The sequence below is a fragment of the Bacillus sp. FSL M7-0307 genome, assembly GCF_038627835.1.
GTDB classification, from domain to species: Bacteria; Bacillota; Bacilli; order Bacillales; family Bacillaceae; genus Bacillus; species Bacillus altitudinis.
The window spans coordinates 600,672-622,517 of sequence record NZ_CP152023.1 but is presented as its reverse complement, the minus strand read 5'-3'; the positions used below and the strand labels follow the sequence as shown (position 1 = coordinate 622,517).

At 37.9% G+C, this 21,846-nt stretch carries 20 protein-coding genes and 1 pseudogene; 11 read left to right on the top strand and 10 right to left on the bottom strand.

Annotated elements, in window-relative coordinates:
• Positions 1-12: 12 nt before the first annotated feature.
• Positions 13-912: a cation diffusion facilitator family transporter gene (locus MHI41_RS03115; protein ID WP_008344349.1), complete on the bottom strand. Its 900-nt coding sequence runs from the start codon at positions 910-912 to the stop codon at positions 13-15.
• Positions 913-1,394: 482 nt separating this feature from the next.
• Here MHI41_RS03115 and gabP point away from each other — a divergent pair, with 482 nt between their 5' ends.
• The 3 genes from gabP to MHI41_RS03100 all read left to right on the top strand — a co-directional run bounded on the left by gabP (position 1,395) and on the right by MHI41_RS03100 (position 5,054).
• Positions 1,395-2,783: a GABA permease gene (gene gabP / locus MHI41_RS03110; RefSeq protein ID WP_342494535.1), complete on the top strand. Its 1,389-nt coding sequence runs from the start codon at positions 1,395-1,397 to the stop codon at positions 2,781-2,783.
• Between the two features lie 98 nt (positions 2,784-2,881).
• A complete protein-coding gene (locus MHI41_RS03105; protein WP_342494534.1) occupies positions 2,882-4,411 on the top strand; it encodes a multicopper oxidase domain-containing protein in 1,530 nt (509 codons plus the stop codon).
• 268 nt (positions 4,412-4,679) lie between these two features.
• Positions 4,680-5,054: a carboxymuconolactone decarboxylase family protein gene (locus MHI41_RS03100; protein ID WP_007496965.1), complete on the top strand. Its 375-nt coding sequence runs from the start codon at positions 4,680-4,682 to the stop codon at positions 5,052-5,054.
• 218 nt (positions 5,055-5,272) lie between these two features.
• On the opposite strand, the gene MHI41_RS03095 is transcribed toward MHI41_RS03100, so the two are convergent.
• Together MHI41_RS03095 and MHI41_RS03090 are read right to left on the bottom strand one after the other, a co-directional pair.
• Positions 5,273-6,322 (bottom strand): hypothetical protein, encoded by a 1,050-nt coding sequence (locus tag MHI41_RS03095; protein ID WP_342494533.1) that lies wholly within the window; start codon positions 6,320-6,322, stop codon positions 5,273-5,275.
• A 73-nt stretch (positions 6,323-6,395) separates the two neighbouring features.
• Complete coding sequence (locus MHI41_RS03090) at positions 6,396-6,764, bottom strand: RlpA-like double-psi beta-barrel domain-containing protein (protein ID WP_003213878.1); 369 nt, start codon at positions 6,762-6,764, stop codon at positions 6,396-6,398.
• 209 nt (positions 6,765-6,973) lie between these two features.
• Here MHI41_RS03090 and MHI41_RS03085 point away from each other — a divergent pair, with 209 nt between their 5' ends.
• The 3 genes from MHI41_RS03085 to MHI41_RS03075 all read left to right on the top strand — a co-directional run bounded on the left by MHI41_RS03085 (position 6,974) and on the right by MHI41_RS03075 (position 8,894).
• Entirely contained in the window at positions 6,974-7,648 is a 675-nt protein-coding gene (locus MHI41_RS03085; protein WP_342494532.1) for a hypothetical protein, read from the top strand.
• 289 nt (positions 7,649-7,937) lie between these two features.
• A complete protein-coding gene (locus MHI41_RS03080) occupies positions 7,938-8,405 on the top strand; it encodes a hypothetical protein (protein WP_241511776.1) in 468 nt (155 codons plus the stop codon).
• Between the two features lie 138 nt (positions 8,406-8,543).
• Positions 8,544-8,894 carry a DUF4064 domain-containing protein gene (locus tag MHI41_RS03075; protein ID WP_008344359.1) on the top strand — a complete coding sequence of 117 codons (351 nt, stop codon included), beginning with the start codon at positions 8,544-8,546 and terminating at the stop codon, positions 8,892-8,894.
• Positions 8,895-8,939: 45 nt separating this feature from the next.
• Here the strand turns inward: MHI41_RS03075 and MHI41_RS03070 are convergent, their stop codons facing one another.
• A complete protein-coding gene (locus MHI41_RS03070) occupies positions 8,940-9,365 on the bottom strand; it encodes a hypothetical protein (RefSeq protein WP_249855795.1) in 426 nt (141 codons plus the stop codon).
• A gap of 598 nt (positions 9,366-9,963) precedes the next feature.
• Positions 9,964-11,619, bottom strand: a complete 1,656-nt coding sequence (locus tag MHI41_RS03065; protein ID WP_342494531.1) for an SEC-C domain-containing protein — start codon at positions 11,617-11,619, stop codon at positions 9,964-9,966.
• Between the two features lie 1,697 nt (positions 11,620-13,316).
• On the opposite strand from MHI41_RS03065, the gene MHI41_RS03060 reads away from it, so the two are divergent.
• A complete protein-coding gene (locus MHI41_RS03060) occupies positions 13,317-14,495 on the top strand; it encodes a DUF262 domain-containing protein (protein ID WP_342494530.1) in 1,179 nt (392 codons plus the stop codon).
• A gap of 125 nt (positions 14,496-14,620) precedes the next feature.
• Positions 14,621-15,708 (top strand): annotated as a pseudogene (locus MHI41_RS03055) (IS3 family transposase).
• 55 nt (positions 15,709-15,763) lie between these two features.
• Here the strand turns inward: MHI41_RS03055 and MHI41_RS03050 are convergent.
• From MHI41_RS03050 to groES, 4 genes are all read right to left on the bottom strand, one after another.
• Positions 15,764-16,372, bottom strand: a complete 609-nt coding sequence (locus tag MHI41_RS03050) for an FMN-binding negative transcriptional regulator (RefSeq protein WP_342494529.1) — start codon at positions 16,370-16,372, stop codon at positions 15,764-15,766.
• A 22-nt stretch (positions 16,373-16,394) separates the two neighbouring features.
• Entirely contained in the window at positions 16,395-16,847 is a 453-nt protein-coding gene (locus tag MHI41_RS03045; protein ID WP_008344363.1) for a MarR family transcriptional regulator, read from the bottom strand.
• Positions 16,848-17,224: 377 nt separating this feature from the next.
• Complete coding sequence (gene groL, locus MHI41_RS03040) at positions 17,225-18,859, bottom strand: chaperonin GroEL (protein ID WP_007496015.1); 1,635 nt, start codon at positions 18,857-18,859, stop codon at positions 17,225-17,227.
• 56 nt (positions 18,860-18,915) lie between these two features.
• Positions 18,916-19,200: a co-chaperone GroES gene (gene groES / locus MHI41_RS03035; protein WP_003214120.1), complete on the bottom strand. Its 285-nt coding sequence runs from the start codon at positions 19,198-19,200 to the stop codon at positions 18,916-18,918.
• Positions 19,201-19,429: 229 nt separating this feature from the next.
• Between groES and MHI41_RS03030 the strand changes: the two genes are divergently transcribed.
• From MHI41_RS03030 to MHI41_RS03020, 3 genes are read left to right on the top strand one after another with little or no spacing between them, the layout of a single operon-like run.
• Positions 19,430-20,164 carry a CPBP family intramembrane glutamic endopeptidase gene (locus tag MHI41_RS03030; RefSeq protein ID WP_342494528.1) on the top strand — a complete coding sequence of 245 codons (735 nt, stop codon included), beginning with the start codon at positions 19,430-19,432 and terminating at the stop codon, positions 20,162-20,164.
• Entirely contained in the window at positions 20,161-20,355 is a 195-nt protein-coding gene (locus MHI41_RS03025; protein WP_017366710.1) for a YdiK family protein, read from the top strand. Before MHI41_RS03030 ends, MHI41_RS03025 begins: the two co-directional genes overlap by 4 nt.
• Positions 20,356-20,412: 57 nt before the next feature.
• On the top strand, positions 20,413-21,039 hold the full coding sequence (locus tag MHI41_RS03020) for an NUDIX domain-containing protein (protein ID WP_035391502.1): 627 nt from the start codon (positions 20,413-20,415) through the stop codon (positions 21,037-21,039).
• Between the two features lie 39 nt (positions 21,040-21,078).
• Here MHI41_RS03020 and tatC read toward each other — a convergent pair whose 3' ends face one another.
• Positions 21,079-21,843, bottom strand: coding sequence for a twin-arginine translocase subunit TatC (gene tatC, locus MHI41_RS03015; RefSeq protein WP_096881072.1), 765 nt, complete (start codon positions 21,841-21,843; stop codon positions 21,079-21,081).
• Between the last annotated feature and the right edge of the window lie 3 nt (positions 21,844-21,846).

Sequence of the window (21,846 nt, the reverse complement as noted above, 5' to 3'; positions counted from 1 at the left end):
AAAGAAGCCTTCTCACGACGGAAAAGACTTCTGCTCCTCTTTAGGTTCACTTGCTGGTTCCATATGAACATGAGAGTGTAGAATATCATGTTCCTGCTTCATTCTGCGTTCAATTTCATCTGCAATATCATGGCTTTCTGCGATGTTTAAATGCGGTTCTACTTCAACGACCACATCCACATGGACGGTGCTTCCAAGATAACGAGCTTTAATGTCTTTCAAATCGCCCACTCCTGGTGTCGCTTCAATCGTCTCTTTATATTTAGACATATCTTTTATATGAAAACCGTCCGTTAACGAATGAGACGCATCTCTGAAAATCTCCCACGCCGTTTTACAGATAATTAAGCCAATCACAAACGCAGCAAGCGTATCAACCCACGCCAGCTGAAATTGAGAGGCGATAATTCCGACAAACGTCCCGATACTCACATAAGCATCTGATTTATTATCAGCCGCTGCCGCATATAGCGCCTGGCTATTAATTCGTTTAGACAGTTTACGGTTATACATATACACGCCATACATCACAACAGCACTTCCTGCTGCCGTCCAAGCTGCAATCATATCAGGCGTTTGATGCTCTGATGAGAAAAGCGATTGGCCTGCACTCAGCAAAACCTGAAGCCCGACAAGCATCATAATAAAGGAAGCTACAAGTGAGGCAATATTTTCAGCTCTAAAATGACCGTATGGATGATCCTCATCAGGTGGCTTCTGAGAAATACGCAGCCCAATTAATACGGCAAGCGAAGCAATGATATCTGTCGTATTATTCAAGCCATCTGCGGAAAGGGCTTCTGAATGAAACACATACCCAATGATCAGTTTGACAGCAGATAAAATCACATAGGCTATAATGCTGACCCAAGCACCTGTTTCACCTTGTCTTAATTCGTTGTAGCGCTCCATACCGAACAGCGCCTCCTCACACATTACTTTTCTATATTTATCTTACAAAGCCAAGCCCGTGTGGGTCTACAGCAACATGATTCGCTTGAATCAGCAAAATAGGATACATGGAAATGTGTTGACCTAAGCAAACTTATTTTTATAAGGTCAATTGACCTCAAGACCTACTCCCATCAACGTTTTTCAAAACCACCCCGAAAAATGAAAAAGAACAAAATCACTCTACCATACAATTGTCAGAATAGTTTTATTTTAAAACACAACTTTTCTTTCTTCCTTCTTATGCTATTTTTAAGAATGGGCAGAGGAAAATGAGGGAACATAATCTCTCAAATCCTTTATACTTTTTAACATCATGTTAAGAGGTTTGAAATGTCAGTTTGATAACCTGTCCAATGCTGAATGACAATTCAGTATGATAAAATTTAAAATATTCTAAAAACAAACTCTCGAATAAAAGAGAAATGTTTGGAGGTAAAGAAATGTCCAACATGACAAACGGTCTTCAAAAAAACCTTAAGACAAGACATATTTCAATGATCTCCATTGCCGGGGTCATTGGGGCAGGGCTATTTGTTGGTAGTGGTGCTGTCATTCATTCTGCAGGGCCTGGATCGATTCTTTCCTATTCATTTGCCGGACTTCTGGTCATCTTTATTATGAGAATGCTTGGAGAAATGGCATGTGCCTATCCGACAAGCGGCTCTTTCTCACAATATGCGAGCGACGCCATCGGCCCGTGGGCTGGGTTTACAATCGGCTGGCTTTACTGGTTCTTCTGGGTCATCGTCATCGCCATTGAAGCCATTGCCGGTGCTGCCATTATTCAATATTGGTATGGAGATGCACCTGTTTGGCTCACAAGTCTTATCCTCACAATCCTCTTAACTTTGACAAATATCTTTTCTGTTAAATCTTTCGGCGAATTTGAATATTGGTTTTCATTGATTAAAGTCGTCAGCATTATTCTATTCCTACTCATTGGTTTTGCATTTATTTTTGGTTTTGGCGGTCATCATACTGCAGGTCTTGCCAATTTAACGGGGAATGGCGGTTTCCTTCCAAACGGGTTCGGCTCTGTGCTCCTCGGGATTGTCGTTGTCATCTTTTCATTCATGGGAACCGAGATTGTGGCAATTGCCGCAGGTGAATCAGCAGACCCTGTCAAATCTGTGACAACAGCTACTCGTTCAGTTGTATGGCGTATTATTGTTTTCTACGTCGGGTCGATCGCTGTCGTTGTCACGTTACTCCCATGGAATTCAGCGAATATTTTAACAAGCCCGTTCGTTGCAGTATTAGAATACATCGGTGTCCCATCAGCCGCTCAAGTCATGAACGTCATTGTTTTAACAGCCGTTCTTTCTTGTTTAAACTCCGGCCTATACACAACGTCCAGAATGCTTTATTCATTAGCAGAAAGAGGCGAAGCACCAAAACGTTTTATGAAAATCAGCAAACGCGGTGTCCCTGTAGCAGCTACAGTCGCTGGTACCTTCTTTTCCTATATTGCCGTCATGATGAACTACTTTTACCCTGAAACCATCTTTCTATTTCTAGTCAATGCCTCTGGTGCCATTGCACTTCTTGTCTACTTGGTCATTGCCGTTTCACAATTAAGAATGCGTCGTAAAATTGAAAAAGAAAATCCAGAACAACTTAAAATCAAAATGTGGCTGTTCCCATACCTTACGTACTTTACCATTTTGGTCATCTGCGCCATCTTGACCTCTATGCTGTTTATCGAATCAATGAGACCTCAGCTCATACTGACAAGCATCATTACCATCAGTGTACTAGCCGCCTACTTCATCTTTAAACCAAACAAAAAAGTGCCTGCAAGTGCAGCGCTTGAAAATAAACACCCTTAATTTTTCCCGCTGAAAAGCGGTTTTTTTTATTTTATTCACCTATTTGGATGTCCGCACTTATAATGTATCAAATTGATTTTAAGTGAGGATTAGTCAACATGAACCTAGAAAAGTTTGTTGACGAGCTGCCAATTCCAGAAGTCGCAGAGCCCGTCAAAAAAAACCCAAGACAAACGTATTATGAAATCGCTATGGAGGAGGTGTTCCTAAAAGTTCATAGAGATCTGCCCCCAACCAAGCTATGGACCTATAATGGCAGTTTACCTGGTCCAACCATTAAAGCGAATCGAAATGAAAAGGTCAAAGTGAAATGGATGAACAAATTGCCGCTGAAACACTTCCTGCCTGTCGATCATACCATTCACGCTGGACATCATGATGAACCCGAAGTCAAAACAGTCGTTCACCTGCATGGGGGCGTGACACCTGCAAGCAGTGACGGTTATCCAGAGGCTTGGTTTTCGCGAGACTTTGAAGCAACCGGTCCCTTCTTTGAACGAGAGGTTTACGAATACCCTAATCACCAGCAAGCATGCACATTGTGGTATCACGATCATGCCATGGCATTGACACGATTAAATGTATACGCCGGATTAGCTGGCTTTTATTTGATCTCAGATGCGTTTGAAAAATCGCTCGAATTACCGAAAGATGAATATGATATCCCTTTAATGATCATGGACCGGACGTTTCAGGAGGATGGCGCACTGTTTTACCCAAGTAGACCAAATAACACACCAGAAGATAGTGACCTTCCAGATCCCTCCATCGTGCCATTTTTTTGCGGGGAAACGATTTTAGTCAATGGAAAAGTATGGCCATATTTAGAAGTAGAGCCGCGAAAATATCGTTTTCGTATCTTAAACGCGTCCAATACAAGAACTTACGAGCTTCATCTAGATAACGACGCCACAATCTTACAAATTGGATCTGATGGCGGCTTTTTGCCAAGACCTGTTCATCACCAATCTTTTAGCATTGCACCTGCTGAACGTTTTGATGTCATCATCGACTTCTCAGCTTACAAAAACAAAACGATTGTTTTAAAAAATACGGCAGGCTGCGGTCAAGAAGTCAATCCAGAAACAGATGCAAACATTATGCAATTTAAAGTCACTCGTCCGCTCAAAGGAAGAGCAGCTAAAACGTTACGTCCGATATTCAAACCACTGCCACCGCTCCGGCCGAGCCGAGCTGATAACGAGCGGACGCTAACCCTTACTGGCACACAAGATAAATATGGGCGCCCGATTTTATTACTAGATAACCAGTTTTGGAATGATCCTGTCACGGAAAATCCTCGACTTGGCAGTGTAGAGGTATGGAACATCGTTAATCCAACAAGAGGTACACACCCTATTCATTTACATCTTGTTCAATTTCGAGTGATTGATAGAAGACCATTCGATACAGACATCTATCAATCGACAGGTGAAATCGTGTACACGGGACCAAATGAAGCGCCTCCTTTGCATGAACAAGGTTACAAGGATACGATTCAGGCGCATGCCGGTGAAGTCATTCGCATCATCGCTCGGTTTGTCCCATATAGCGGACGATATGTGTGGCATTGTCACATTTTAGAACACGAGGATTATGACATGATGCGGCCGATGGATATCATTTAGTAAACATGAAACCTCCTCTCTGTTAATTGCGTAATGTGAAAAAGGGCTAACAGCTTCTATTTATTAGCCCTCTATTTTCTTTTCAATCTCCATGAGAAAAAACGAACAATGTATCGCATGAATGGCATTTATTTGAACATTCCACACTTAAAAAGTTGACGAAGTAAACCGATAATACTACTATATACCCATTACCTCTATCAAAAGGCACTTAAGAAACCATGCACGAACAAATAGAAAATCGTCATAAAAAACGGAGGAGTTCAATTTGAATGAAGAAAAAGAGACTTGCCAGGTCAAGCAAGAAACAGTGGCAGGTAACAGGGAGAAGCTTTCAATTCATGAAAACGAGAGCATTCGATCAAACATTGAACAACTAACAATTGAACTCGGTGAACAAAAAGAATTCAATCACTTCATATTAGATGAAAAACAGAAGGCCATCAGCACATTATCGGCTCTCATTGCAAAAGGTGATTGTGATGAAGAGTTAAAAGCTCATTTTGTACAAGCATTACATATCGGGCTCTCTGTTATAGAGATTATGGAGATCATTAAGCACTGTACAAAGGTTGCAGGATTCCCTCATTCCATTAATGCCTTGTTTATTTTTCAAAACTTACTAGATGAAAACAATAAATAAATAAGAGAAAACGAGAAGTCTTCTGTCCTCTCGTTTTTTTATTTCCACTTACTTTACTCTCTTACGCTGATTCTGTCACAGTAGCAAAATATCAAAATACCACTCATTTCCTTGCTTAAAAAGTGATGTTCATTTCACAAATCCGCATTTTTCACCGACACATCCCATGACAAAATAAAAAAACGTCCAGTGATATAAAATAACTGAACGCGCATCTTTTACCGATTGACAGTGAAATTGTTAACAATCCCGCCTTCTTTCTCCCAAGCGGTTTCTACTGTTTTCTTCTTAATATCATATTCAAAAATGGTTCTGACCTTCGCCTTTCGTCCTGTGTCATCCTTTAATTCCTTTGCGTTCTTTGCAACACCTAAGAAATAAACAGATGTACCATCCGCAGAAAATTGCGGCTGGGCAGCACTTAAAATACGCACATCTTGGCTGTTTTTAACGAGTGTCTTCGTTTTTCCTGTATCTACATCCATCACCTTAATAGATGATACTTCTTTTTCATTTCGAACCTTCACTTCTGTATAAATGAGTTTTTTATGATCTGGTGAAAAAGAAATATCATTGATGGTTTGAGAAATACGTGCAATTCGCTTACCCTTCTCACCTGTTTGAAGGGTAATCTTCATGGTCGTTGGTTCAGGATCCATTCCTTTTTCATTTGCCTCATCCGTCTTTTTATAATCCTCTTTTAACGAATAATGCTGAATGGCCAACAGATTTGATGCTGGATCATAAGCAAAAGAACTCACCGTATCATCATCACTTTTTTCTGGATATAACACTTTCACTTTCTGTGTTTTCAAATCAAAAGACGCTACATAAAATTGCTCACCTGAATCCTTGTTATACCTTAGATATAACTGTTTTCCGTCACCAGAAAGTCTCATACTGTCGATTGAATTGTCACTCGTAAAGAGCGTTTTTTCTTTATCCGTTTTCACATTCAATTCCCGTATACTTACTTTTTGTGTGTCTTCATCTGTATACGTGTAGTATAAAAGCTGTTTCGCCTGATCATAAGCAATTGAAGGATATGCTGTCAGTTTTTCTGTATGAAGCGCCTTGTCATGCAAGTAATAAGTATTGTTTAACTTTTGATCCGTAAAAGAAACAAGCAATTCGTCTTTTGCATCTTGATTTGTTTTCACATTTCCTGCATGTTTTGCCTCTTGCCCAGGCTTCATCATGAAGAAGATGACAGCCGCAATCACTGCGACTCCAATCACTGTGATGATCCACCATGTTGATTTTTTCATTGACTTTCAGACCCTCTCCACAAGAAAAGAAGCCAGAAAATGAACTTTTCCCGCTTCTTTGCATGCCTATGTATTAATAAGTGTAATGCCCTTTGACGACACCTTTACTTGTTTTATACCCAAGTGCTTTGAATGCTTTCGGACTTACGTCTAATACTGCGTTTGGCATTCTACCTACATCATATTTATATACTGTAATCACTTTATGTGGTTTCGCTTTTGTTGTCACTCTTAGTTTTGTACCTTTTTTCGGTACGTCAAATCCCATTTTTGTTGCTGCATCCCAATGACCGAGTTTTTTTCCATCTGCGCCTTTTTTACCGACACCATTATACCAAGTAATATTGCCGCTTACTTTTTTTGCACTTGCTCCATGTGAGAAACTAAACGCTAAAAATAAACTAGCTACTGTTACGATTGTCGCGATAAGCTTTTTATTCATTAAAAAATCCTCCGTATTTGGTTTCTGACCCTATTATACATGAAGATGCACCCAGTTATTTTACAGTCACATTACAATTCGAATACAAGTTGACCACTTAATGACCGATTTTGTTCATAAATTTCACCAAAAACAGCCAGAACATCGTAAGTAGACGTCCCCTTTCGTTTTATATAATAGAAATGAATCAAAGATAAGGAGGAATTTTCATGAAAAAGTGGTTCATCGTTTTGAGTGTAAGTTTGACCTTCGTTTTGATGCTTTCAAGTATTCCCGCCTCTGCGGCTGGTCCTCGTCACGGCGCCATCGTGACACAAACGGATGAAGCCAAATGGTCAGGTATCTCGGCTGATATTGTGCTGCCAAAAACAGCCACCATTAAAAATGGCTATGCCGACTGGTATCTCGGACTGGGCTCTGCCGTTGTTGAAAGCGGAATTTCAAAAACATCTTCTGGCTATAAGGTCTTTCTGGGCACCGGCTCCCAAGGCGGCAGTCAATATTGGAACAGCGAATACGATTCAAGTATTAAAGATGGTGCACGTGTCAACTTAAAGCTCATCAACAATGGTGATGGCACAGTGTCACTATACGTCAACGGGAAACTGCGTTATAAACAGCCTGTTTTCAACCCTAGTCGTCTGAAAGACCTCGATGTCGTCAAAATGGTACACGGCGTACAAGATAATGGAACAAACAGCTACTCGCAAGCAAGTTTCTCTAATGTACAGCTTCGTGCAAATACATCTGGAAGTATCTATAAAAAATGGGACGGCACCGTCAAATCATCTCTTTTACGCAAAAATCTAGAATCTGGTGCTCCGGCTCCAAAATTCACGGTCATTTCGTCTATCCCACTTAGTACAACCCTTTCAGCACAATAAAACACGAGCACCCAACTTTGGGTGCTTCAAAATTGCTGACAAAGAGCTAAAATGATTTTATTTTAGCTCTTTGTCTTCTTTTCAGCGTGCAAGAAAACCTTTGCAGTCTAGGAAGGGCGAGCACCGGCGCGCAGGCCTGACACCGAATGCGAGGGTTTGTCTACACGCTGGAGCACCCAACTTTGGGTGCTTTTGATTGTTCACAGCTTATCAACACTTCTCTTTTAATCAAAACATCAATTCGTGGTAACATAAGCATACATACTTTGAAGAACAAAGGAGAAAGAACGTGAGAAAAAGTCTACTTGTTTTCATGAGTCTTGTTGCAATCTTCTCTATCCTAGCAGCTTGCTCAAATACGGCAAAAGAAGAAAAAACAGAATCTACGGCACTTCCAACGATTAATGAACGCATTCAAAATGAAACGAAAGAGGTCATGGAGCAGTCTAAGCTCGTAAAAGACACAGCGATCACCGTTGATCAAAAGAAAAAAGTCATTTCCTTAAACGTGACGGCTTCATCTGAGACCAATAGTGATTACGCTGAAGTCATTGGTTTGAACTTTGCCAAAACACTAGCTATTGGTGCATCCACTGAAAAGGAAAACAACCTGCATAAACCGGAAAATGACAGCCTCGGCTCCCTCTACTCCTTTTATGACCTAAACATTACCGTGAAACAGGAAAACGGAAAAGTACTGGCAAAAGGAAAGAAAACAACAAACGAAACAAAGATTACCTGGGAGAGAGCCCAGTAATTGGACAAGAAAATCCTTTATGGATTTTCTTGTTTTTTTTAACAAAACTATTAACATTGTGAAAAGAATGCCGATGAGTAAGATTGTGTTGGTTCTTAAGTACCAATAATTCTTATTTACATATCGGAGGAAAGTATTATGAAAAGAACAACGGAATTTGTTTTAGGCTTAATTGGAGGTATTTTTGGGTTTTTTGGTGCAATGTTTGCCATTGCCTTTGGAGGACTCGATGCCGCATTTAGTGAATCAGGTACGAGTCAAATCACAGGATTAGGCTGGGCAGCAATGCTTTTCTCTATTCTTGCGATTGTGGCATCTGTTATCGTGAAGAAAAAAGCAAAGCTTGGCGGGATTTTATTATTAGTATCTGCTGTTGGTGGTATTATTTCTATTTCTATGTTCTTTATCCTTCCAGCTGTATTAATCCTCATCGCAGGATGCATGGGTGTGTTTAGAAAAGAGCCTGTCAAAACAGTTCCAGCTGAATAAAGTTGATATAAAAAAGCTTGTAGAGGGTCGCTCTACAAGCTTTTTTCATTGTATATTTTCATTTAAATCTTCTCTTATGATATCAATCAGTGTGTCAATATCCGAGTGAGTTCTAGATGCTAATCGTACCAGCAAATGATCGATATACTCATACAAATGACGATCTTTCAACATATACTTCCCATAATACGGAATGACAAAGAAATAGAGCAAATCAGCTACTTCTAGTGCAACGTCATCACCAACTTCATTCTTTAGGGCCTCCCCAACACATTGGATCAGCCAATTCAAATCTTCTTTCTTTTCAATCGGAACGTACATCAGCTGATGAATACGGTCCGTATCTCCCGTTTGTAAAATCTGCTCCGCTGCTCCCTTTGATAGAGCACCAATCTCTTTAGAAGATATGTTAAGAACCGCGAATTCATTCTCTGATCTGTCTTGATCCATTTGCAGCACGTTTTGGTCCATCTCGACTCACTCCCCGTTCTCAGATACTTTTATTATAAGGAATTCACCTGATTTTTTATGGAAATAGTGGATTTTTTTATGTAATTTTAAAGAAAGAAATTATTAATATGCTTCCAGCTGTTAAAGATTTGAGCATCATTCTTTTTGTGACGATTTTGGCTTAATTTATATTCTCTACAAACACTCTCAAATGAGCAAAAAAATCCCACTCCTATTTGAAAGTGGGGATTAATTCTTTCATTATTTATCAATCTTCTTCGATACAAACAATCCAAACACGACGACTAGTGCAACAATAATTGCCACCCAAGTAGTAAAGCCCATATGATCACCGCTTTTTTTGAACAAATAGACTTGCAGAATAATAAATTCAATTAATGTATTATAAATATAACAAACTAACACACATAAAGAATTATGTTAATATATTTAGTTAAACATTTATCCAAAGGATGGTGTATTCCTTTGCCATTTGAACTCTTTCAAACGATAGTGTTTAATTCATAATACAGACTTGGATACATTTAAACGGAAAATATTATTTATCTTTAATTTCCCTAACTATAGATTTACCATATGTGTAATTAAGACAATAAAGTTATTTTATACAACAATTCTTATACTTTCTTTTGCTACCACAAGGACAAAGATCATTTCTTCTAATTTTAACTTTCATTCTTTCCCTATATTGAGATCCATTCCAAGCAATTAATATATTATCTAGTTGCTCCTTGCTAAGCTGATTCCAAATTGCAGATCCAATACCTCCATTTTTCAAAGTAGTTTTCCCGTCAATATTGTAATCAACTTTACATACAAAGTTATCATTACTTAATACTGTGGCTTTATTCTTCCTTGTATCTTTTCTATAGACATTTAAATAGACTGAATCAGCTTCCATTTCCCCATTTTTCACATGGAAAGTTGGTGATGGTACGTTTTTTAAATTTTTAACCCAATTTATACTATTTTTGATAATTTCAATAATTTCTTCCCTAGTGTCTATATCTCCTAAATATAAATGCCCTTTAAGTCTTTTCCTATCCGTTATACTAGCATCTTCTATTTGATTAATTGAATATCTTGCATCTTTATAATTTGGAAAGCGAAAATATTTTATTTCATTTAGGTCTATTTTTTCAGTCGATGGAGGCCATACAACGTAATCCCCTCTATCAATAACTTCCTCAAAAACTCTTTCAATATTATTAACGTCGAATAAGATTCGTTCTACTTCATTATTAGTAAACCTTATCCAACTTGATGGCAACCTTTCGTTGCTAAAAGAAATCATGAATTGCTCATAATCATTGTATCTTTCGTAAGCCAACAACGAAAGTATGATGGACATCTCATTTATACTTGCGGCATCAGTATTCTTAATATACATATCAATGTTAAGCTGTTTGTCATTTGGTAAGCCACTAATACTACGACATCTAGCTTCAGGGATACTTAGTTCAAGTGCTAAAAGGGAGAACGGAATAAATAATTTTTCCTTTAAGTTAACCTGAAATAAATTTTTATGATTATTTAAGTATGTTACCAATCCTAAGATTATAGCACTTGCAACATCAAAAACCTGATCTATCAACTCATCAAACTCATATAGCTTCATATGTAATATTTGTTGTTCTCGGTTTTTAGAATATTGAAATTCTAATGTAGGACTTCCATCAACAATTTTATAAATTACTCCTCCATGATTGATCGCATTTCGGATATCTATATTAACATCAACAACCAATAATTCAAAATCGTTGTTTTTAAGTATTGTACATAATGGATTAAGCTTACTTTGTGATTTATAGTCTTTATCGGTCGTTTGATCTAACAGCAATGTTAATACCTTATATAAATTAGAAAGACACCCTTCAACTATTGAAATATAAGTAGGGATTCGGTAAAGCCTAGTTTTTATTTCTGGATTATCGTTTACATTTCTCAAATCACTTATCACTTCTGCTGTTTGTCTATAAGCATTAAGACCAAACAAAAAATGCTCAAGTATATTTTCTGTTATCTGTAACTCACTATAATGCTCATCATAGAGAGTTTCTAGACCTTCTACCGTTTTATTAAATACGTCTCTATTCCAATAGTAATAAGGTTCTTTATTCAAGAAATCGTAAAAAAGACTCAACATTTCACTTTCTATATGTTCAATACTTCCAATGATTTGTTTTCGAACAATAGCTAATATTTCACTATGTCTATGACCATAGTATTTTGAACGGCATAATTCTAAGATCAATTTCTCATCTCCTTTGGCGGGATGTTTCTTACTATTAAACACTAGATAATTAACTACGTTCTCTATTTTTTTGGCGATATGTAAATCTATGTTCTAGTGTTTTTGAATACTCACTATTATTATCGGAGATAAAGCATAATGTTGAGGCAAATGCAAAATTTGTCGAACGAAATATTATATCATTATTCATATTTTATATTATCTAAATTACTTGATCAAATTGCACATTTCTCAAACAGTTAGCATTCTTACTTCCCATTTTAGATTCCATAAAATATATATTCATTACCACAAAAGACAAAAAAGCTTCTCAAAAGTTCTATGAACTAATGAAAAGCTTCTAATATTTCTAAATGGCATTAAAAATGAGTACTGTGAGTATACCACATCCATTTTTCAATTCAGCATCAATGCCGAATAATCTCTCAACAATATTTGGTCCATCAATGACTGCTAACGAAAGGCGATTAACACAATGAGATAGAGGAAGATGTCTAACGTTTCTTCCAAATATGCGGAGTGAGAAACGTCAACTATGAGTATCTAGAAGACTACCAGATCACCAGTGATTATAGAAACATTGGCGAAGCATTATACGAAATCTGCAATGTATCTCCCATACAGTCGCGGAAATCGCAAATGAACGAATTCACATTAAATAAATAGGATGCGATTAGACACACACAACACGGACAGGAACACACAAATATTAATTGAATTATTACAGGGCTAGATGCAACTCAAAAATATACGGCACATAACAACAGCCTATATTATAAGACTGAGTTTCTAACCCGTACCGAAGAAGTTGTCCGTAGCAGAATAACTAAAATGAAACAACGGAATGATTCGAAAGCAAAATTAATTACAAGTACAAAAAATTTGATATGTTTATCGTAGACCAAATTAAAAGCATGGTGAACCATGATAGAGACAAAGCTCTCGAATTATTTGCAGATGGTTATGTAGCAGCCTATCGAATCGAACATGAGATCAAGCAAGTTTATGAACTCTTCGAAAAAAGAAATGACGAACTACGCCAAACACTTGATCTATGCAGACGGTGTTTTAAGTTAGTTTAAACAGCAATTCAAAATAGAAAATAGAAAGCAAAACCACGGTCCTAGAAAAGCAAGTACATGGTATTCTATGATGAAATTAAATTTTTGAAAGCTTGTGAACAGAAATCCGCACACAATTTATATATTCCACTCTCCAAATTAACAGGTCACTAATCATACATCAACAATCGCGCCCTATTTAATAGCTTGAAGAGTTGTATCCTTATTTAGTTTTATGTGATTAACTTTTCCAAATCATTAACATCTCACAAATGAAACTCTATATCTTCGATATTATCTAAACCCTAAATTTACTACGGGAAACCTGATGACTTGACTTTGTTAATTTAAGTAGAAAAAGTGATCATAGCATTATCTAAATTAGTACAAGGTACGGCATTACTGCACATTTCTTTATATACGATTATGAGCTTTATAAGAATAAGAGTGAATCTCCTTTAATCAAATGAAATAATTAATCGCTGCTTTTTTTAGCAGCGATTAATTATTTGATAAAAAAGACTATAAAACAACATTTTTTTAAAAGCTGCATTAAATAATAGACTTTATTATAATATTATTTTATACTTTATTTAATTAGCAGCTTTTAAATTATTAGATGGAGGTTTTTTAATTATGGCTATTAAAATCAATAAAGCACTACAAAGAAATGCATTTAACGACCCAACCAAGGAAACCATTCAGAAATCAATCAGTCAATTATGCCAAGAAGTTGAATCAGAGCAAATTATAATGCCAATTTTCCAGCGTGATTTGGCTTGGACTACTAAGAAAAAGGTGGATTTATATAATTTCCAATTAAATGGATTTGCGCCAGTGTCGCCTATTTCTATGAATAGAACTGGATCAAAAAGTTTAGATATGCCACATGTAACATTGTTAGATAGGAATGAAGTAGAAGAACTACAGGAAGGTAAGCTTAGTGTAATAGATGGTCAGCAAAGAATTTCAACTAACTACCAAGCTTATACAAACCATGAATCTATTAGAGAAATTGTATTAGATGTAACTAGAGGAAAATTTCTCGATTTAAAAGGAAATGATATCAAGAAGAATCAAATTCCAGTTGGTGTTTTATACAATAAGGTGCCAGGAACCTATACAGAATATATTAGAGCTAATCCACTGTTATCAGAATTTGATGTATCTTCTTTACTAGGCCAAATACGAACTAAATTTCTCAATTATTTTTACACCATTAATTATGCACAAGATTTGTCCGGCGTAGAACAAATTGAATGGTTCGATGTACTAAACTTGGCAGGAAGTAGAGTACCTGAAATTCAAATGAAACTTACTCGATTACAAATAAAAGGATTGGATTTCTATAAAGAATACTCAAATATTTTTCGAGATAAACTGGAGCTAGTAGGACTTGACCATTTATTTGTACAAAAAAATACAGAAGTATCTATTCCTTTAGCTACATTAAATTCAGCTTTTGAAATAGTTAGCGGTAAGGACGGACACTCTTTAAATTACAGTCCTATGGCATCTGATAAAAAGGAGTCATTTATAAGTGACATGGAACCAAGTCAGTTAAGAGCTTGTTTTGAAATGACATTAAAAGGTTTAGATAAGGCTTTAGATTTCATTAACGATAACGACTTAACAGAACCCACAAGGATTGATTATATCACCTATCTAACTGGATATTTCACTTATAAAAACGGCATGAATTTATACGAAGAACAAAACAAACAAAATGTTATTAATTGGTATAATAATGCTGATTTCGGCAACAAATCAAACCAAGAAAGGCGCATAATGTTTGATAAATTATTAAAATGTTAGTTTATAGATTTTGGAAAAAAGACACCACATCAGGGGACTGACCCCATAAAGTGAGACAAATAAAAACACCTTTAAGTTGAAAATTGGGTATAGCATACCTGAAAACAATTTGGAGGTGTTTTTGTATGGGAAAAAGAGTTAGTTATCCGATTAGCATAAAAGAAGAGGCCGTTCAAATGAGATTAGCGGGGATCCCGACAAAAGAAATCATGGACAGGCTAGGAATTAAGAATGGGACACAACCAACGGTTTCATCAACCAGTTGGGAAGCAGTATTCATACGGGAAATGACCTGAATATCAAGATGAGAACGAGAAGTTAAAAACAGAAAATCGTTTTCTAAAACAACAAATTGACATATTAAAAAAGTATATAGAATGGGAAAGGAAGTGAAAAAAGAAGCGTTAGTTTCGATTTATAAGGCCGTAAAAAATCAAATGAGTCAGCGCATTTTGTCAGATGTTTGAGTTTGCAAGACCCTCATTTTACCGATGGAAAAAACAAAGCCATCAGCCAAAACAGCAGAAACTAATCGAGTTGATTTCATCACTTTGTGAATCATATCAATATACGTACGGTTATCGTAAAAACACAGCTCTCTTGCAGAAAGAAATAAAAATGAATCATAAGACGGTACAACGTATTATGCAAACCTACGGTTTACAGTGTCGTGTGAAAGTGAAAAAGCGTAAACAGGCCGGTCAACTGCAGAAAATTACCTAAAACAAGATGTTTCTGCCACAAAGCCATTTGAAAAACTGGTGACAGATATAACGTATCTACCATTTGGGCAAAAAACACTTTATCTATCCAGCATAAAAGATTTATATACTAGTGAGATTGTGGCTTATACGATTGGTGATAAACAAGATGTTTCTCTTGTTCTAGAAACATTAAAGCAGTTACAGACACTGCCTAAAGGCTGCGTACTTCATAGTGTTCAAGGTTCAGTCTACACGTCATATGCTTATCAAAAGGTGATAAAAGAAAAAGGCATTACAATGAGCATGTCCCGTGAGGGAATGCCTCCATCGAATCCTTCCACACCAGTTTAAAATCAGAAGGATTTTATCTCCAACACCTGACAAACACTACAACAGACATTGTAGAAAAAACAGTCAGGGAGTATATGGATTATTATAACAATATTCAAATTCAATTAAAATTAAACAACCAGTCACCAACAGAGTTTCGGCAACTGGCTGTTTCATAAAGATGTTTTGACCCCTGTCTCAAAAACGGGAGTCAAAACACCGTAAGAACGCTTTTTAATTCTGTCTCAAATCTTTCATCGCAGCCGCCATTTCCACTTCACCCTCTGCTTCCAACTGTTCAATAATGCGAGCATAATCTCTTTCATGGCGATTTTGGCTTAACTTAAAAGCAGCTTGAACTTCATCAATGATGATTTTGAAGCCCACAATCCCTTTCATTTGTTTCTCTAACAGTTCCTCAGACAACGTATCCCATAACACTGGCTGATCTCTATGACTTTCATATGTCTCCAGCATCGCTGTTAATTCCTTGACCAGTTCTGATTTTTCGAGCAGTGCAGCCTTTCCATATACATGTACAGCTTGATAATTCCACGTCGGTACGGCTTCTTTCTCATACCATGAAGAGGATATGTAGGCATGCGGCCCTTGAAAAATGACGAGCACCTTCTCGTTCTCTTCAAACGTTTTCCACTGAGGATTTCCAATCGCCATATGCCCTGAGATCACATACGAATCGCCAATTTGATGAAAACTCACTGGAATATGTGTCGCAATGGGCTTTTCATTCGTTGTCGTCACAACTGTAGCAAATGAATGTGATTGAATAAATGATTTGATTTTCTCCATATCTTTCACTTGAAAAAATGATGGTACATGCATGTTCCCTTCCCCCCTTATTTAATTAGTAGCTTCTCTTTTTGCCTTTTTTCACATCTTCCCAATCTTTTTCGATATTCTTTCGCACCCTTAGAAGATACTCATAAATCTGTTCCGCTTCCTCTTCAGAAAATCCATCCAGCGCTACCCGATTTGAATGATCATGTTCTCGTTTGATCATTGGATAGACGGCTTTTCCTTTCTCAGTTGGAAACAGCTTCTTGATTTTCCTATTCACTGTGTCATCTTTTTTCTCAATAAAACCATGCAGCTCTAATTTTTGAATAGCCCGGGCCGCCGTTGTTCGATCTACCTTGATCATCTCCGCTAGTTTTTCCTGAATGATGCCAGGCTCCTCACAAATACGCACAAGATACAAATACTGCCCCTTCGTTAAATCATACTCTTTAAATTCAATATTACTAATTGAATCAAGCGCACGAGCAATCACACCAATCTCCCGCAAAATTTCTCTCATTTATCACGCCTCTTTTTTATTGTATTTACATAAATTTTAAAAATTAGTATAGCTCATGAATATTGTATATGCAATAAAAAGCCCACTTCCTCTCTGGAAGTGGGTTCAACCTCTTATTTATCACGCCTCTTCGATCCAAATAATCCAAACACGACAGCCAGTGCAACAATAATCGCCACCCAAGTCGTAAAGCCCATATGATCACCGCTTTTCTTTTTAAAATCATCTCATCTCTTTATGTTAGATAAAACCAAAAAAATCACTGTCTCTTTAGTTAACGGATGTAAAGCGGTGAAAGTTTCAATTCATTTAACGCTCGTAACCAATAAAATAGACAAAACAAAAACCCCTATATTTCAAGGGGTTTTCGAGGGGTGTTACATCATTCCACCCATTCCGCCCATACCGCCCATATCCGGCATTCCGCCGCCTGAGCCGCCTTCTTCTGGTTTGTCAGCTACGACTGCTTCAGTTGTAAGAAGCATAGCTGCTACAGAAGCTGCGTTTTGAAGTGCAGAGCGAGTGACTTTTGTTGGGTCAACGATTCCTTTTTCGATCATGTTTACCCATTCGTTTGTTGCTGCGTTGAAGCCTACGCCAATTTCTTCGTTTTTCAAGCGCTCAACGATGACTGATCCTTCAAGACCTGCGTTGTGAGCGATTTGACGAATTGGCTCTTCAAGAGAACGTAGAACGATGTTGACACCTGTTTGAACGTCACCATCAGCTTCGATGGAAGCGACTTTGTTGTATACATTCACAAGTGCTGTACCACCACCGGATACGATACCTTCTTCAACTGCTGCACGAGTTGAGTTCAGTGCATCCTCGATGCGTAGTTTGCGTTCTTTTAGTTCTGTTTCAGTTGCAGCACCAACTTTGATGACAGCAACGCCGCCAGCTAGTTTTGCAAGACGTTCTTGTAATTTTTCTTTATCGAATTCAGAAGTGGTTTCTTCTACTTGCGCACGGATTTGGTTCACACGTGCTGCGATTTGAGCAGAATCTCCTGAGCCTTCTACGATCGTTGTGTTCTCTTTTGTGACAACCACTTTAGACGCACGGCCAAGCTGACCAATTTCAGTTGATTTCAGGTCAAGTCCTAGGTCTTCTGTGATTAATTCTCCGCCAGTTAGAACAGAGATGTCTTCAAGCATTGCTTTACGACGGTCACCGAATCCAGGTGCTTTTACTGCCACTGCGTTGAATGTTCCACGAAGTTTGTTCACAACAAGTGTTGCAAGTGCTTCGCCTTCTACATCTTCAGCAATGATCAATAATGGTTTTCCTTGTTGTACGACTTGCTCAAGTACAGGAAGGATTTCTTGAATGTTTGTGATCTTTTTATCAGTGATTAAGATGTAAGGATTTTCAAGAACCGCTTCCATCTTATCAGAATCAGTGACCATGTATGGTGAAGCATATCCACGGTCAAACTGCATTCCTTCAACCACTTCAAGCTCAGTTGTGAAACCTTTAGATTCTTCAATTGTGATGACGCCGTCGTTTCCTACACGCTCCATCGCTTCAGCAATTAGGCTGCCGACTTCTTCATCTGCTGCAGAAATAGACGCAACTTGAGCAATTGATTCTTTACCTTCGATTGGTTTAGAAATCTCGTGTAAGCCTTCAAGTGCTACTTTCACTGCTTCTTCGATTCCTTTACGAACGCCAACAGGGTTTGCACCAGCTGTTACGTTTTTAAGACCTTCACGGATCATCGCTTGAGCTAGAACCGTTGCAGTCGTAGTACCGTCACCAGCTACATCGTTTGTTTTGCTTGCAACTTCAGCCACAAGTTTTGCACCCATGTTTTCAAATGCATCTTCTAATTCGATTTCTTTTGCAATCGTTACACCATCATTTGTGATAAGTGGAGAACCGAATTTTTTCTCAAGAACCACGTTACGTCCTTTAGGTCCTAAAGTTACTTTTACAGCATCTGCAAGTGCATCTACACCACGTAACATCGCACGACGTGCTTCTTCACTGAACTTAATATCTTTTGCCATAATAACGAAACCTCCTCAGTCTTTTTAGAAATATATCTCAATCTTTGTTTATGTGATTAACCAATAACAGCTAAAATGTCGCTTTCACGAAGGATTAAATATTCTTTTCCTTCATATTTCACTTCAGTGCCTGCATATTTTGAGAAGATAATGCGGTCGCCTGTGTTTACTTCTAACGCAACGCGCTCACCACTTTCAAGTACACGACCTGAACCTGCTGCAACAATTTTACCTTCTTGCGGTTTTTCTTTTGCAGAATCCGGTAAGACAATACCGCTAGCGGTTTTTTCCTCAGATTCAACGAGTTCAATGATTACGCGATCGCCTAATGGCTTTAACATAAGAAACAACCTCCTCAATTTTTATATGTAGTCTTTTTTAGCACTCATCACTAGCGAGTGCTAACACATTTATTATAATAAAGAATGTCTTCTGTAATTTCAAGTAAAAACCTTTAAAAATTTTTACGCTTTCATGATCTTTTTTTATCACCGATTCTTTCCTTTTCAACGAAAAAGAAGACTTGTGTTACAATAAATCTAGTTCTTTTAGTAAAGGGGTTTTCGTTACTTGAAAAAACAATATTGGTACATCATCTTAACGTATATATTGGTGCAATTTTCTGCGTTTCCGTATGTGTTCATCATGAAGTGGTTAGGTTACATTCAGACACCGATGACACAAGCAGAGCTCTCTGAATTGTCAGGAACATGGACAATCATCAGCTTCTGTATTGGACTAATCATTATTCTGCTCATCCTTCGGACTGTACCAAAAGCTTCACTCCGAAATGAAGCACCGGCATCAGTCGGCGCGGCAATCGCTTGGATCATTGGCGGTTTCTTTCTTTCCCTCTTTGCACAATCCATTGCGGGGGCGATTGAACAATATGCATTTGGCATTAGCAGAGAATCCGAAAATACTCAAAACATTTTAGCCATTATGGATGCAGTTCCATGGCTTGTCATCGTCATCGCTCTGATTGGACCGATATTAGAAGAAATCATTTTTCGAAAAATCATTTTTGGTGTCGTTTATGAAAAAACGAATTTTTTCATTGGCGCACTTGTCAGTTCAGTGGTTTTTGCTGCTGTACACAATGATTTCCCACATATCTTGCTCTATACCGCAATGGGCTTTACCTTTGCCTTTTTATATGCGAAAACAAAACGAATCATTGTGCCAATCGGCGCACACATGCTGATGAACTCGCTCGTCATTCTTGTGCAGATTGAGCCAGTAAGAAAAATAATTGAAGAACAATCTCAAACAATGCAAATGATTATTGGAGGCTTTTTCTCATGAGAAACCCTGTCGTATGGGGCATTATTTATTTTGCCGTAGGTGTGGCGTTCACCTATATGGCCATTCAAAATCCAGGTGACATGTGGTCATTTTACAGCATTTTGCTGATGGTGTTTGCGGCCTATAATATTAATATCGCGTTAAAAATGTTTGCTTTTTCTGTCAAAATGAAAAAACAACAGCAAAAATAAAGCAGAAACCATTTTCCGTCGTTTGGAAAATGGTTTTTTTATGGAGGTCATGTTTTCATGGAACACGAAAAACTGAACATCATGAACAATCAGCATGAAACGATTGGTACAGCCGCTCGATCTGATATCCATGCTGAGGGCCTTTGGCATGAGACCTTTCATTTCTGGCTTTTAAAAAAGGAAGATGACACAGTGTTTCTCTATTTTCAGCTGAGGAGTCCCTCCAAAAAGGATTTCCCTTCTCTATTTGATATCACAGCAGCAGGCCACCTTCTCGCAGATGAACAGCCTTCTGATGGCATCAGAGAAGTCGAAGAAGAGCTTGGTCTCTCCATCTCGTTTGAGAACCTTACCTTTGCTGGTGTCATTAAAGATGAAATCCATATGCCATCGTTTACCGATCGTGAGTTTTGCCATGTGTATCTTTATATGGATCAAAAAGAGCACATGGATGTCCATCTACAGAAAGAAGAAGTTGCTGGACTTTATAGAGCAAGGCTGATGGATGCACAGCAGCTTTTAAATAGAGAATGCGAAAAAATGAACATCGAGGGCTTTGAAGTGGATGCAGACGGCAAGCGACGTGAGGAAAAGAGAGAGGTCCATGTACATGATTTTGTCCCGCATGAATCTGCCTATTATGAGCATCTCTTTCAAGCAATCAATCAATTTCTTTCACAATAGAAAAAGCATCGTGACCCCTATTTGGATCACGATGCTTTTTTATGAGACAACATCATTTTCTTTCTCCTCTGTCTCTGTTTGCTGCATTTTGCGATAGGTCACTCTTGAAATGACAATACTCACTTCATACAAAACGAGCATTGGCAAGGTAACCATGAGGTGAGAAACGAGCTCTGGCGGTGTAATCAGTGCGGCAATGACAAGGAGGACAAAATAGGCATACTTCCGTATTTTTGATAAAAACATCGGTGTAATGATACCCAGTCTAGTGAGAAACATCAACACGACAGGCATCTGAAACAAAAAGCCAAATGGAAGTGTTAACTGCATCAGAAATGTAAAATACTCATGAATCCCAATCACTTGCTCCACATGTAAATCATTTGACATCCGTATCATAAAATCGACGACAAATGGAAACAAAATAAAATAAGAGAAAGCCACACCGCTCAGAAATAAAAGCAGTGCAATCGGAATATAAGCAAGTGTCACCTTTCTTTCTTTTTCATATAAGCCAGGACTCACAAACGCCCAAAGCTGATATAAGATCACGGGACACGTCAAAACAAGAGCAATGACAAAAGCGAACTGCATAAACACGTACAGTGGATCTGTGAGCTTAAATGCGTTCAATGTCAGTGTGGCCGCTTCATCGGTATTTTGTAAATACACAATGACCGGCTTAGCGAGAAAAAAACCTGCCACCATAAAAGTGACAAAAAACATCGCAATGATCACTAAACGTTTTCGCAGTTCCACAATATGCTCCATAAGCGGCATATCTTTGACATTCATGAAGCTCATCCT

Bases quoted from the DNA above. Each gene is read 5' to 3' on its own strand.
- MHI41_RS03020 (WP_035391502.1), top strand. From the start codon at position 20,413: ATGGAACACGAAAAACTGAACATCATGAACAATCAGCATGAAACGATT.
- MHI41_RS03095 (WP_342494533.1), bottom strand. From the start codon at position 6,322: ATGAAAAAATCAACATGGTGGATCATCACAGTGATTGGAGTCGCAGTG.
- MHI41_RS03085 (WP_342494532.1), top strand. From the start codon at position 6,974: ATGAAAAAGTGGTTCATCGTTTTGAGTGTAAGTTTGACCTTCGTTTTG.
- tatC (WP_096881072.1), bottom strand. From the start codon at position 21,843: ATGAGCTTCATGAATGTCAAAGATATGCCGCTTATGGAGCATATTGTG.
- MHI41_RS03105 (WP_342494534.1), top strand. From the start codon at position 2,882: ATGAACCTAGAAAAGTTTGTTGACGAGCTGCCAATTCCAGAAGTCGCA.
- MHI41_RS03045 (WP_008344363.1), bottom strand. From the start codon at position 16,847: ATGAGAGAAATTTTGCGGGAGATTGGTGTGATTGCTCGTGCGCTTGAT.
- MHI41_RS03070 (WP_249855795.1), bottom strand. From the start codon at position 9,365: ATGGACCAAAACGTGCTGCAAATGGATCAAGACAGATCAGAGAATGAA.
- MHI41_RS03025 (WP_017366710.1), top strand. From the start codon at position 20,161: ATGAGAAACCCTGTCGTATGGGGCATTATTTATTTTGCCGTAGGTGTG.
- MHI41_RS03075 (WP_008344359.1), top strand. From the start codon at position 8,544: ATGAAAAGAACAACGGAATTTGTTTTAGGCTTAATTGGAGGTATTTTT.
- gabP (WP_342494535.1), top strand. From the start codon at position 1,395: ATGTCCAACATGACAAACGGTCTTCAAAAAAACCTTAAGACAAGACAT.
- groES (WP_003214120.1), bottom strand. From the start codon at position 19,200: ATGTTAAAGCCATTAGGCGATCGCGTAATCATTGAACTCGTTGAATCT.
- MHI41_RS03115 (WP_008344349.1), bottom strand. From the start codon at position 912: ATGGAGCGCTACAACGAATTAAGACAAGGTGAAACAGGTGCTTGGGTC.
- MHI41_RS03090 (WP_003213878.1), bottom strand. From the start codon at position 6,764: ATGAATAAAAAGCTTATCGCGACAATCGTAACAGTAGCTAGTTTATTT.
- groL (WP_007496015.1), bottom strand. From the start codon at position 18,859: ATGGCAAAAGATATTAAGTTCAGTGAAGAAGCACGTCGTGCGATGTTA.
- MHI41_RS03050 (WP_342494529.1), bottom strand. From the start codon at position 16,372: ATGCATGTACCATCATTTTTTCAAGTGAAAGATATGGAGAAAATCAAA.
- MHI41_RS03060 (WP_342494530.1), top strand. From the start codon at position 13,317: ATGGCTATTAAAATCAATAAAGCACTACAAAGAAATGCATTTAACGAC.